The following is a 13,665-nucleotide window of genomic DNA, read 5'->3' on the forward strand; positions in this document are numbered from 1 at the left end:
TCCCCCGCCATTCTGCCCGAGCCGGGCTGAAGCGCCGCTGAAGCGGCGTCGCCGCAGCCATTCGTGCACGGGCCCGTCGGTCACCACGCCGAACTCCACTCGCCACGAGTCTCCGCTGGAGTGACGTCACCAACTTCGGAGATCCCTGGTCGAACGGGGCGGTTGAGGCTAGAAACAGCCCCAATCCAGAGAATCTCCGAAGTTGTGGCCCGTGGTCTCCATACGCTCGCTGGCGCTCGGACTCGACCCACGCGGGTGGGCGCTCGACACTCGTCTCGCGGGCGAGGTCGCCGCAGCCTCCCAGTTTTCCTCGGTATCGTCGGATACTGCAGATCTCCCCACCCGAAAGCGAGCGGATGCCAGACAGCCCGATCTCGGCGACGCCTTACGAAATCCTCGGCGTGAGCCCGACGGCCGGCCAGGACGACCTCCGCCGTGCCTATCGCAGGCTGATGCGCGAGACCCACCCGGATACCGGCGGGAACGCGGCACGATTCACCGCCGTCCAGCTGGCGTGGGAGCGCATCGGCACAGCAGAAGGCCGTGCCGCATACGACCGCGGCCGGGCGACAGGCACGAACGCTCCCGAGGAACACCACACCTGGGCCGCGTCGGCGGCGAAACCGAAGGCGGACTCACGCCCCCGCGCACGTTCGTACGGGCATCCGGGTGGCTGGCGGCGGGAGCGCTACCTCCGTCTCATGCGCGAATGGGCGGGCCGCGGGGTCGATGCCGATCCCTACGACCCGACACTTGTGCGCACGGCCCCTCGGGAGCTCCGCCACCTTCTCGCCGATGCGCTCGCCGAAGAGGCCACGGCCAGGAACCTCGCCGAACTCGGCCTCGGTTTCACCGTCTGGCATGACGTCGCCACCGGCGCCCCTGACGAGAAGATCGACCACGTCGTCCTCGGCCCGACCGGTCTGTTCGCCCTCCTCTCCGAGGACTACGGCGACGCGGTCAAGATCAAGCGCGGCGAGCTCATCGGCGAGGCGCTCGCCGGCGACCGTCCGATGCACGACCTCGCCGCCCGCGCCAAGGTGCTCAGCCGTTCGCTCCGGGTGAAATTCACCGGCCTCGCGATCGTGCTGCCGGACAACGCACTCGAAGCCCCGTACGTCCAGCTGGGCAGCAGCCGCGGCGCCGCGACCCTCGCCATCAGGGAGTCGTTCCTCCCCGGATTCCTCCGTGCAGGGCTCCCCGACCTCGCGCGAGCCGGCGGCAACGAACTCTTCGACCTGCGAACCAGGCTTCAGAACGGCATCCGCTTCGTCGAATAGCCCCCCGGAGTGAGGGTCGCTCAGGTATTGACGCGCGCTCCGGGCGCGCAGTACGGTGAGCGGGTCCGCGCCGGCGGACCGAGTCCGGCAGTGAGGCATGCGCCCCCACCCGACTGTTCTGTGCCATCCGTTTGAACGCCACTTCGGCGAACCGGTTTGCTCCCGAGGAGCATGATGTCACCTCTCGATCCTCGTTTCGTTCGCGCGCTCGACCGCATCTATCTCCCGGCGGACACCGTCATCCAGCATCCGGTCGAAGACGCGATCGAGCACCTCTTTCCGGCCGAGCCGGCCGCACTGGCCGAATCTCTCCCGGCGGTCTTCCTGCTTCGGTCCGGCGACCTCGTCAACATCGTCTTCCGCTTCGTCAACCTGCAACGCACAGCGGATGCCGCGCCGGTTCTGAGCCGGCTGGACGGGTCGCGTCCCGCGTACCTCGTGGCTCAGTTCCCGGCGCAGCACCTGCTCGAGAGGGCGTACTTCGACTCGGCAGGCAACGTTCCGCAGATCGGCGGCCCGCCTCTCCCGGGGGCGTCAGAGGATCCGAAGGTCCCCGTCGAGGCGATACTCTCCGCGCCGAGCCGTCTCGTCTTCCTCGTCACGACCGAGCAGATCCCCTTCTCCGAGGCCGGGCTGCTGGATGCCATGCGATACCTGCCGCTGAGCGTCGCCCCGCACGCCCACACCTTCCTGAAGCTCATCCCCTGGCTCGACCTGGCCGTCGACCTCGGAGCGCTCAGCCCGGTGACCCGGGCGTCAAAAGCCACGGCTCGGCGGACCGGTCGCGGGCGGGCCGTCAGCGAACTCGTCACCGAACCCGTCTTCGCCCGCAGCACCCTCACTGACCTGGCCGGCCGCGGACGCCTGCACCGGACGGCCGCCGAGGTCGAGGTGCAGTTCGGGGCGTACAGCGCGGTCGCCGCCGTGTCCGACCGGTTGACCGATATCGACATCATCACACCCTTGCCGCGATTCCCGCGGAAACCCCCGGTACCGCGGGAACCCCTCAGCACCGAGACGGCCATCGAACTGCCGTGGCGCCTGCAACTCAGCCCCCACTCCGGCGGCGCCTTCGCGCACAGCACGCCGGAGGTCACCCACAACGGCAGAACCGAGCTCTGGCACACACGCCTCGGAACGCGGGTGCCAGGCGAGGTCCCCACGATCGACGAAGTCGAGCCGGCAACGAAGACCGTCCGCGCGGTCTGGACCCGTGATTTCGACAGGACCGGCGAGACCCTTCCGGTGGCGGCCGCGGCCATCCGTCAGGATGACGACGAGCTCAGCCCGTTCCGCGCATCGCTGTCGATCCGCGACCGTAAGTTCATCGTCCACCAGACCTCCAACTTCGCACTCACGGGGATGCCAACCGGGTGGGTGCCGATCCCGGCCACGGTGCACAACCTCATGCTCACCGCACTCGGCGGCTGGCTCGACAGTGAGGCCAAGTTCCCGATCACGAGCCCGGCGATCAGCCTCCAGGAATGGAAGCACCGCGCGACCCTCGGCAGGGACCAGTACGTGAAGGTGGTCTACAGCGGTGTGTTGTACCCGTTCGGTCACCGGGCGTCGCTCGTCAAGATCACCGAACGGCGGAGGCCTGAGGGCAAGACCCACGCCATCCTGTTCCAGAGGCTGTTCGTCGTCGTTCGACAACCCGAACGCGTCTTCCGCACCTCGGCCGACCCGTCGCTCAATAATCGGATGCCGTTCAGCTGGGTTCGCATCCTCACCGACTCGACCCCGCCGCTGATGGACCCGAAGAACGGACTGCGCAACAAGTCCGCACCGGGTGGGAGGATCTTCGTTCCCCGGGTGGCGACGAAGGCATCGGACCCGAACGCGGAATCCGGCGAGGAATTTCGGTTCAGGATGCTAGCGAGCGACGTCGACAACCACCTGATCGAGTTCGAAGGGCCGCTGGTCTTCATCGAGGAAACCCTGCTCGATCCATCAAAACTCTCGAACGCACTTCTCGACGCCGCTGACGCGAAGATCAGCTACCCGATGCGCGGGCAGCGGGTCGCGTTCGCGAAACCTGAGGAGCCCGACGACACGACCCTGGCCACTGACTCGATCGTCTTCGTCGCGGAGAAGGACCCGCAGACCCCTCTCCCGAAGCAACCGAACTACATCCTCCCCGTGCTGAAGTCGACGAAGGCCATCGTCCCGGCCATGAGCGCGTTCACCGGCCAGACCGCACCCGTCGTGCTGTCGTACCCGGCCGCGTTCGCGACGAACGGGTTCACCGCCGGGCAGAACTGGTCGCAGCTCTTCCTGCAGGTGGCGAATGCCGACGGGTCGCCGGCGGCGTCTCCTGAAGTCCTCGGTTTCGAGAAGAAGTCGGACCGCGCGGGCGGTTTCGTCAGCCCCAGCGTCGGCATCACGGCGCTGGCGCGGAAGGTGGGACCGGTCGGTGGGGAGCTGGCCGCGCTCACTACGGGCAGCCCGGCGACGTTCCCCGTGGGGAAGATGTTCCCGTTGTCGGCGGCCAAACTGTTCGGCATCCTGCCCCTCGCCGAGTTGTTGCCGGCGGGAGGACCCCAACCGAAGTTCGTGACCCAGGCGGTGACCGCCGTGGTCTCATTGCAGGAGAACATCGCCAGGGCGCAGGCATTCGCCGTTCAGCAGGTCACGGTGTTCCAGGCGAGATCGGCCGCCGTCGGTCAGGCCGCAACGGACCTCGCTACGGATGCCGGCCAGCTCCCTGCGGCGCTGCTCGCCCTGTCCAAGGATCCGACCGATCTGGCACCGGTGGAGGATCTCCTCGGGAGAGTCCACGGTCACGTTGCCGTCCTCCTCACGGCATTCGACGACCTCACAAACCCGCTCCCGTTCGCCCGGCCGACGCTCGAACAGATGAGATCGCTTCTGGACAGCGTGGAACGTGCCACGGCAAACGCCAACGCGATGGTCACGGTGATCGCCCAGTTCTACCAGGGCTTCGCGCTACCCGAAACGATCACGGCCCGGCTCGACTGGGAGATTCCGCTCGTCCCCTGGCCGACACCGGCGACCGCGATCTTCCTTCCAGACGGCAACCTCCGCATTGTCGCCGAAATCGAAGCACCGACAAACGGGGACGACCCTCGTGCGATGGTGTCGTGCTCGCTTCCGCCGTTCGAGATCCACCTGATGTCCGACCCGCACTTCGTGAGCATCAACGTCGCCGTGATGGAGTTCTCCGTCCGACCCGACCACAAGCCGGACGTCAACGTCGAACTCGAAAAGACCGATGGGATCGTCTTCGCCGGCCCGCTCGCCTTCATCGAGACCCTCAAGAGCATCATCCCGGCCGACGGGTTCAGCGACCCGCCTTTCCTTGATGTCAGCACCGAGGGCATCCGTGCCGGCTACGACCTCGCGCTCCCGGACGTGCCGATGGGGATCTTCGCCCTGTCGAACGTGCACCTCGGCGCCGAACTCATCGTGCCGTTCATCGGTGAGTCCCTCGAGTTCCGGTTCTTCTTCGCGACGCGGGAGAATCCGTTCCGGCTCCAGGTCTCGCTGTTCGCGGGAGGGGGCTTCTTCGCCATCACCGTCACTCCCAAGGGCCTCAAGACCATCGAGGCGTCCTTCGAGTTCGGGGCAGCCGTCGCGATGAGCTTCGTCGTGGCATCCGGATCGCTGTCCGTGATGGCCGGGATCTACTTCAAACTCGAATTCAAGGGCGAGACGCAGAGCGTGCAGCTCACCGGCTACTTCCGGGCGCGAGGAGAGGTCGACGTGCTCGGCCTGATCTCGGCCTGCATCGAGTTGTACCTCGAGCTGAGCTACTTCAACGACGGCGGCAAGTCGAAGGCGATCGGAAAGGCGTCGATCAGCATCGAGGTTTCCGTGTGCTTCCTGTCGTTCTCGGTGTCGGTGTCGTGTGAGAAGAAGCTCGCCGGTTCTGCCGGCGACCCGACCTTCGTCGACATGATGGGCCCGTACACCGATCATCGCCAGCGCCAGCTGGACCCCTGGCTCGACTACTGCGGTGCGTTCGCGCCAGAGGCGGTGTGAGATGAACGAGGAAGCGATCTTCACGGTGATCCCCGTCGGCCGGGTGGCCGACGGGCTCAAGGTGACGGTGTTCGTGACGCCCCGACTCGACGCGGCCGGCGGCCCGCCCGAAGGCACTCCTGTCAGGGACTTCGAGGCGTTCTCCAACTGGCCGCGGAGCGTCGAAACGGCGCAGTTCCGGTTCGAGATCGCCAATTTCGGGGTCGTGGAGGGATTCCCGCTCCCCACCCCTGTCGTGCCGAACCCCGCCCTCTGGGACCAGCTGTTCGGCGAGACCGCCGTCGGGGTGGCCGGGTTCCAGGACTACTCGGCCGCTGCGGTGAACTCCTACCCCGTCGCCGAGGTGGCGGACACGCTGACCGAGCTCTACCAGACCGTCGCCGTGCTCTACCCGTCCGGGTTCCCTCCCGTGACCCGCGGGCCACTCGCTGATGCTGCCAGGGACCTCAGCATCCCGGACGAGGTCGACGACCCCCGCCGCGTGCACCGCCCTCGGCGCGAGACCGTGAAGCTGCTGCTGAGGAGGCTTCGCGAGAGTTCGGACGCCGCCGGCCGCTTCGTCGACTATCTCGACCCGACCGTGGTGCCCGCCACCGAGCGCCGCAAGGTCGCCCTGGCCGCGGCGTCCGCGTTCTACGACCGCAACGACGACCCACTCGACCCGGTGGTCGCGGCGACGGGGGCACCCGATCCGGTGCCGCCCGAGTTCCATAGTTTCATCGCGCGCTGCGCCGACTACCCCCAACTGCTCAGGCATCTCGGCCTCGCGTTCGACGTCCTTCTCAAGGACGATCCGGGTATCCCCGAGGTCTCGACGATCCGGCTGCTACCTGACGACAACGAAGGTCCCTTCCTCACCCTGCTCACGCCGGAGGCCGCTCGCCCTGAAACGCTGTACCACTACACCGAGCGGGTCTGGGTGCCCGCGAGTCGCGAGCACATCGGCGACGTGCGCGACGGCAGCCTCGCGATCGAGAGGGACGACGCGTTCGACGTCATCCAGGTCGACCCGGACGGGTCGGCTCTGAAACTTTCGAACCTGCTCGACACGGTCAGGCGTACAGCCGCCGGGCTGGCCGGCACGGACCGATCGATGACAGCAGACGCGGCGTCGCTCCCGGCGCTTCGCTCAGCCGGCATCCTCATCGCCCGCCAGAACCGCGCCAAGGGGCTCGTCGGTCAGTTCGACGCCGCCAAGGCGCACGAAACCGATCGGACGGCGGGCCAGGCGTCGTTGCTCGAGTCCGCGGATGTGACGCGCGGGTGGCGGGTCGACATCCAGGATGCCTCGACTGGCAGGGACTGGATGTCCTTGCATCGCCGCGAAGGCATATACGAGATCGCGCACCCGGACGGCACCGTCGACCCGCTGCCGGTCCAGCCAGACGCCGACGAGGGGTACCTCAAGGCGGCGAGCACGTCGAGCACAACGACGGGAGTCGCGACCGACCAGTACCTGCACGAATCCGTGGCGGGCTGGGACGGCTGGTCGCTCGCCGTCAAACGCCCGGGGCGCCAGCAGACCGAGGACGGAACCGTCGAACCCGGTCAGGCGCCCGAAGTAGCGAAGACCGGGTTCGGCCTCACCGCGGAGTTCCGCCCGCAACGGGGATCGCTCCCACGTCTGCGATACGGCCGGTGGTACCGGGTGCGGGTGCGCGCCGTCGACCTCTCAGGTGGCTCCATCCCCGGCGACCAGTTGCTCGACGAGCACGAGCGCGACCTGCCCGAGCCGTATCAGCGCTGGGAGCCGGTGCCGTCGCCGGCCGTCGTTCCACTCACCGAATACACCGAGGGCGAGTCGCTGATGCGGATGGTGATCCGCTCCACCGACGGGGTGAGTGCAGCGGAATACGTCGCCCAGGGCCGGGTAACCGGTTTGACCGGTCACAGCCCCGATGGCATCTGGTACCGGGCCGACAATGCCAGGCACCTCGCAGCCCCGGCGACGAGTGTGCAGTTGGCCGAGACACACGGGAGGCTGGATGCCGCCCTGAGCGGTGACCCCGCAGCGATCGCGGCTCAGTTCGCTGTGGCAGCGAAGGAATCAGGCAGCTACCTCCTGCTGCCGGGCGGACGGCTGGTCAGCCGCCGGGAGGTCCCGACAGTGCTGAGCGGCGGCAAGGACCAGATCCTGCTCGACGGTGAGTACGTCGTGCACGACACCCCCATGCTCGACCTGCCATACCTGCCCGACCCGCTGTCGCGGGGAATTTCGTTCTCCACACTGCCGGGGGATGCCGCAACGCGGCTGCTTCGCTGGCCCGGGCAGGAGGAGGTCTGGCACGACCGCCTCCCTGTGCGCGTGCTCACGGTGGAGGGCACGGACCCGCCGAGCTTCGACGCGGCATCCCGCACCCTGACCGTGTCGCTGCCGAAAGCGGAGTTCACCACTGTTCGGCTGGCATCCTTCCTCGACCCGGGTGACCCCGAATTGATGCGGATCTGGAATCTCATCGAACAGGACCAGAGCCCAGCGACCGCTGCCCAGCGCGAGGCTGTGCTGTCGGGGAAGCACTGGATGATCACGCCGTTCTCCGAGCTCACGCTCGTGCATGCCGTCGAGAAGCCGCTCGAGAAGCCGGTCATCCTGGTCGGGGCGGGCGGTCCGCCGAACAGCCGGGTGCAGCGCCTGCCCGGACAGACCTTCGCGGCGCTCGTCGGTGCCGTGCGCAACCATGCGGCAAGCACCGGCCGACTCGACATCGACGCGCGCTGGACCGACAAGATCGACGACGTGACCCAGCCTCTGCCCGGCGAGGAGGACGTGTTCGCCCATGTGGCCGGGTTCCAGCTCGAACGGGACGAAGCGGACTGCCTCATTGCAGCGACAGAAGGGCCGGCCGGCGGACCGATCGGACCCCGCCACGAGGTGCGGCAGGAGTTCGGTGACACGAAGCACAGGTACGTCGACTATCAGGCCACGGCGACCACCCGGTTCAGGGAGTATTTCCCGCCGGAGATCACCGACGACCCGGCTCTCGTCACGACCGAGGGTGATCCGCTCCTGCTCAACATCCCGTCGAGCCGGCGACCGGACCCTCCGGACGTGAAGTACATCGTGCCGACGTGGGAGTGGACGACCGACGACCTCGACGGTGACGGGTTCGGCGTGCGGCGGGTGCGCACCGGTGGTGGACTCCGGGTGTACCTCGGCCGCCCCTGGTACTCAAGCGGCGAAGACGAGCTGCTCGGTATCGTTCTCCGGAGGCAGCCATGGCTCACCTGGCACGCCGACGTGGCCCACGGAGTCGCCGGCAGTCTCGAAGCCCGGGCGCTGAGCGACGCGTGGGCCACGAAGGTGCTCGAACACGACGGCGTCACGGTGTCGGATCGCAGTCCGGCATCCGCCCAACTGCTCGCTTCGCTGACCAGCCGGGCCCAGGCAGCGGAGGCATCTCAGGTGCGAGCGCGAACCGTGGAGGAACGCGCTCTCGCGAAGACGAAGACGACGCTGGCGAAGCTGCGCCTGCGCGACGAGGTGATCGACACCGGTGCGATCGAGAGCTACATGCCGCTGTTCGGCCAGACCGGACCGGACGGGTTGCCGTTCACGAGCGTCTGGGGAGCGGACCCGGTCTACGATTCGGAACCGGTGGCATCCGGCCCACTGATCTCGCAGTTTCCCCTGCGGACGAGCGTCGGCAACAGCGTGCTGCTCGCCGAGGTGAACGAGCGGGTGACCGTTGTCGGCCACCAGCCCGAGTTCGACCCAGACCGGCGACTCTGGTTCTGCGACCTGCAGGTCGATTCGGGGTACTCGTACACACCGATGGTGCAACTCGCCCTGGGGCGGTACCAGCCGTTCTCCGTCGGTGACGAGCACCTGTCGAAGGTGGTGAAAGCGGATTTCGTCCAAGTGCTGCCGCGCCGGGAGGCGACGTTCGTGGAGAACGCCGACCGTTCGGCTGTCGTCGTCACCCTGAGCGGACCGGTGGGAATCCCGCTGCACGCCAAGTCGCTCCCGAACCTCGCCAGCAAGGTCACGGCGTCCCGCCTCGTCGAAGCCTGGGTGGAGAAGCTCCCGGCGGATTCGACGACCGACCTCGCCTGGGAGCAGGTGGGCCGGCGGATCACACTCCCCGTCGTGCTCGGCTTGCGGATCCTGCGAAGCGGGACATACGGCGAGATCGACTGGGCCGGGGCCGTTCCTGTTCCCGACCGGGCTGAAGCCGTCGCGGGTGACCGCTGGCGGGCGCGGATCGCCGAGTACGAACTGCACGTCTCGGACCGGTCGCCGGTCGCGGCCATCGCCCCGTTCCGGATGCGGGACCACAGGCTCGTCTACAGCGACACCGTGGAGCTGCCGTAACCGAAGCACCGCCAGCGCGTTGACCGCGACCGGTCGACGTGCCGGTACGCTGCACTCAGCGCGCATCTCCCCCGGGTTCCAGCGGCCGGGTACGAGCACGCCCCGGCACGACAGCAGGCTGCGGCCTCGGACAGGTAAGGACCCCATGGCCACGATCTACGACGTCGCCGCGCTCGCCGGTGTCTCGCCGGCCACGGTCTCGCGGGTCTTCAACGGCAGGGCCGTGTCCGAGGACCGGGCTGAGCGGGTACGTGAGGCGGCGGCCAGCCTGTCATTCACGCCGAACCGCACGGCGAGGACCCTTCGCCGGCAGAGCTCTGAGGTGATCGCGCTCATCATCCCCGACATCGAGAACCCGTTCTTCACCGCGCTTGCCCGCAGCGTCGAGGACCGGGCACAGTCCGCCGGCTTCTCGGTCGTGCTGTGCAACACCGACGACGACCCGGAGAAGGAGGCCCACTACCTGCAGATCGCGGTCTCCGAGAACATGGCAGGCGTCATCCTCGTTCCCGCCTCCGACCACAGCGACCTCACGACGATGGTCAGCCAGAACCGCCCCGTCGTCACCGTCGACCGCACGACAGGCTTCTCCGTCGACCACGTGATGATCGACAACCGGCCGGCAGGAGCATCCCTCACCGCGGCCCTCTTCGACGCCGGATACGAGCGCATCGCGTGCATCGCCGGACCTGAGACGATCGTCACCGCGACTGAGCGCGCCCTCGGCTGGCGGAACGTCGTCGAGGAGCGCGGCGGCTACGACCCCGAACCGTACCTCCGCATCGCGAACCACCGGGTCGACGGAGGTCGGCGGGCGATGGCCGAACTGCTCGCTGCGGCCGAGGTGCCCGATGCCGTCGTCGCGACGAACAACCTCATGGGGGTCGGCGCCCTCCAGGTGCTCAACGAGCACGGCCTCACACCTCCGGCATTCGGCGTCGGCGTGATAGGCGACCTCCCCTTCACCACCCTGTCGCCTGGGCTGATCACCCTCGTCCACCTGCCGACGCGGGACCTTGGCACGACGGCGGTGTCGATGCTCGTCTCCCGCATCGCCGGCGAGACGCAGGCACCGCGCACCGCCGTCTTCCCCGGCGAACTGGCCCGGGCCACGCGCGCGGCGCACTGAGGCCGGCGAACGGATCGGGCTGCCGGACGGCTTGCGCATGAAATCGATTTCTGCGACCCTGAAGTCGATCGTCTTCACGCACGAGCAAGGAGCCAATGATGTCCACCTACAGCCTCCCGGCGACCACCACCGAGACGGTCCCGGAGCCGAAGACCGCCTACCTGATCTCGAGCGGTGACCTGCGCGAATCCGCAAACACCGCCGGCTGGCCCGTGCAGGAGGCGATGGAACGTGACCTCGAGAAGGCCTTCGCCGGCATCGGCTGGACCATCACGCGCGGCAACCCGATCGACCCCGAGCTCGGGCACGGCTTCATCCGGAGCCAGCGGATGGGACTCGACGTCTTCCGCAACATCCCGCCGACCGCGCCGCTGATCGTCGCCGAAGCCGTCTGGCAGTACAGCCACCACGTGCTCGCCGGTCTCCGCACCCACCGCGGCCCGATCCTCACCGTCGCCAACTTCGCGCCGGACTGGCCCGGCCTCGTCGGTCTGCTCGGCCTCAACGCCGGCCTGACCAAGATGGGCACCGACTATTCCACGATCTGGAGCGTCGACTTCACCGACGAGTGGTTCCTCGACGGCATCCGCAGCTGGGTCGAGACCGGCACGATCAGCCACGACGCCTCGCACGTGCGCCCGCTGCCCGAGCTGCCCGACTCCCCGGAGAAGGAACTCGGCGTCGCGCTCGCCCGCCAGCTCAAGACCGAGAAGGCCATCATCGGCGTTTTCGACGAGGGCTGCATGGGCATGTACAACGCCATCTTCGACGACGAGCTGCTGAACACGCTCGGCATCTACAAGGAACGACTCTCGCAGAGTGCCCTCTACGCCGAGATGCTCACCGTCAGCGAAACGGATGCCGCCGCCGTCGGCGACTGGCTGAAGGACGCCGGCATGACCTTCCGGGTCGGCACGGATGACGCCACCGAGCTCACCGAGGAACAGCTGACCTGGCAGTACAAGATGTACATCGCCGCGCTGCGCATCAGCGACGATTTCGGACTCGACGCCGTCGGCATCCAGTACCAGCAGGGTCTCAAGGACCTCGTCCCTGCGAGCGACCTCGCCGAGGGCATCCTGAACACGACCGATCGGCCGCCGGTGACGAGTCGCGACGGCTCCCGTGTGCTGCACGAGGGCAAGGCGTTCCCGCACTTCAACGAGGCCGACGAGGGTGTCGCCGTCGACTCGCTCATCACCGACCGGGTCTGGCGTGCCATGGGACTCGTCCCGGACAACACGCTGCACGACGTGCGCTGGGGCGAGGACTTCGACGGTGAGTTCGTCTGGGTGTACGAGATCTCCGGCTCCGTGCCCGCTTCGCACCTCGGCGGCTGGCAGAACGCCGAGGGCTGGCGGCAGCACCCGGTGTTCTTCCCCGCAGGCGGCAGCACCATCAACGGCGTCTCCAAGCCGGGTGAGATCGTCTGGTCGCGGGTCTACATCGCGGACGGCGCGCTCAACCTCGACATCGGCCGCGCGAGCGTCGTCGAGCTGCCCGCCGAAGAGACCGAACGGCGCAAGCATGCCACGAATCCGGAGTGGCCGATCGCACATGTCGTGCTCCGTGGAGTGACCCGCGACCAGTACATGGCCCGCCACAAGGCCAACCACGCACAGGTGGTCTACGCACCGGATGCCGAGACCGCGGACAAGGCGCTGATCGCCAAGGCCGCACTGTTCGCCGAACTGGGCGTGCACGTGCACCTCGTCGGTGACGTCACCGTCTAGACACCCCCAGAACGCCCGGCCGGAGTCGATCCGGCCGGGCGTTCTCGCGTCGTTTCGCGGGTCCTGCGGCATCCCGATCGCGAAAGATCCTCATGCCCGTTCTGGGGATGCGTGTCGGGGTTGACCGGTAGGTACTGTCGAGCAAAAGCAACAGAGGGGGACACGTGACCGACACCGTCACCGCCACGAGCATGCGGCAGCGTTTTGCCGCCCAGGCCGTCATCGAGGAACTCGTCGGCGACCAGACACATGTCGTCCCCCGGGGGCGTGCGGCCCGGATTCTCGGTCGTTCCCCGCTGAGCTACAGCGGCACCGCGTGGTACCTCGGCGCGCAGGGCGAGCTCGCTGTCGGGCGGATGCTCGGGGAGCTTCCTCCTGAATGGACCGTCTTCCACGCGCTCCCCGTCGGCACGAAAGAGGCCGACATCGATCACCTGGTCGTCGGCCCCGGCGGTGTGTTCACGATCAACACGAAGCACCACAGCGGCAAGCCGATCTGGGTCGCGAACCGCACACTGATGGTGTCGGGTCAGCGTCAGCCGCACATCCGCAATGCCGAGTACGAGGCAGCGCGGGTGACCAAGATCGTGCACCAGAAACTCGGCCTGCCCGGGCGGGTGCGCCCGGTCGTCGCCATCCACGGTGCGTCATCGATCGTCGTGAAGGAATGGCCGGATCTCGTCGCCGTGCTCGACGCCCGCCGGCTGCGCCGCTGGCTGCTCAAGCGGCCCATCGTGCTCAACGCCGAGGAGCGCGAGCATGTCGTCCGCCTCATCGACGACCCGGGGACCTGGCGCACCGTGCCGACCGCTCCGAACTCAGACGTGATGGCTCGGTTCGCCGACATCGACCAGGAGGTTCGCACAGCGGCGACGCGGCGATCGCTCTGGGCGCTCGGCGGCATCGCTGCCGTCGGTGCGACGGCGATCGCTGTCGCGCCGCCCGTGCTCACGGCCGTATTCACCGAGGTCGCTGCGGCGCTGGTCCGGTAGCTCCGGGTGCTCGCACGCCGACTGCTTCGTCCTCCGCGTCGGTCCTCTGCTCGGTGTTCGTTCTCTGCTCGGGCGTCGTCCGCTGCGAATGCCTCGGCAACAGAGTGAGGGGACGCACACCAAAAGTGCACGCCCCCTCGCCCCGGACGATGCCGCGATGCGCGAACGATCGCGACATCCCTTATTCCCCCCAACGGGCCGGCTACGGCCCGCT

6 protein-coding genes are annotated in these 13,665 nt (G+C 68.0%); all 6 read left to right on the top strand.

Annotated elements, in window-relative coordinates:
- Positions 1–356 precede the first annotated feature (356 nt).
- The 6 genes from AC1M2K_RS06410 (at position 357) to AC1M2K_RS06435 (ending at position 13,451) form a co-directional block, all read left to right on the top strand.
- A complete protein-coding gene (locus AC1M2K_RS06410; protein ID WP_480240291.1) occupies positions 357–1,280 on the top strand; it encodes a J domain-containing protein in 924 nt (307 codons plus the stop codon).
- Positions 1,281–1,451: 171 nt separating this feature from the next.
- Positions 1,452–5,285: a hypothetical protein gene (locus AC1M2K_RS06415; RefSeq protein ID WP_480240292.1), complete on the top strand. Its 3,834-nt coding sequence runs from the start codon at positions 1,452–1,454 to the stop codon at positions 5,283–5,285.
- Between the two features lies 1 nt (position 5,286).
- Entirely contained in the window at positions 5,287–9,597 is a 4,311-nt protein-coding gene (locus tag AC1M2K_RS06420; protein ID WP_480240293.1) for a hypothetical protein, read from the top strand.
- Between the two features lie 145 nt (positions 9,598–9,742).
- A complete protein-coding gene (locus AC1M2K_RS06425; RefSeq protein WP_480240294.1) occupies positions 9,743–10,726 on the top strand; it encodes a LacI family DNA-binding transcriptional regulator in 984 nt (327 codons plus the stop codon).
- 98 nt (positions 10,727–10,824) lie between these two features.
- Positions 10,825–12,459, top strand: a complete 1,635-nt coding sequence (locus tag AC1M2K_RS06430) for a fucose isomerase (protein ID WP_480240295.1) — start codon at positions 10,825–10,827, stop codon at positions 12,457–12,459.
- 164 nt (positions 12,460–12,623) lie between these two features.
- Positions 12,624–13,451, top strand: a complete 828-nt coding sequence (locus tag AC1M2K_RS06435) for a nuclease-related domain-containing protein (protein WP_480238840.1) — start codon at positions 12,624–12,626, stop codon at positions 13,449–13,451.
- The last annotated feature ends 214 nt before the right edge of the window (positions 13,452–13,665 follow it).

Source organism: Mycetocola sp. Y171 (assembly GCF_056713165.1).

Excerpts from the sequence above, each read along its gene's own strand:
- AC1M2K_RS06410 (WP_480240291.1), top strand. The coding sequence starts at position 357 with ATGCCAGACAGCCCGATCTCGGCGACGCCTTACGAAATCCTCGGCGTG.
- AC1M2K_RS06415 (WP_480240292.1), top strand. The coding sequence starts at position 1,452 with ATGATGTCACCTCTCGATCCTCGTTTCGTTCGCGCGCTCGACCGCATC.
- AC1M2K_RS06420 (WP_480240293.1), top strand. The coding sequence starts at position 5,287 with ATGAACGAGGAAGCGATCTTCACGGTGATCCCCGTCGGCCGGGTGGCC.
- AC1M2K_RS06425 (WP_480240294.1), top strand. The coding sequence starts at position 9,743 with ATGGCCACGATCTACGACGTCGCCGCGCTCGCCGGTGTCTCGCCGGCC.
- AC1M2K_RS06430 (WP_480240295.1), top strand. The coding sequence starts at position 10,825 with ATGTCCACCTACAGCCTCCCGGCGACCACCACCGAGACGGTCCCGGAG.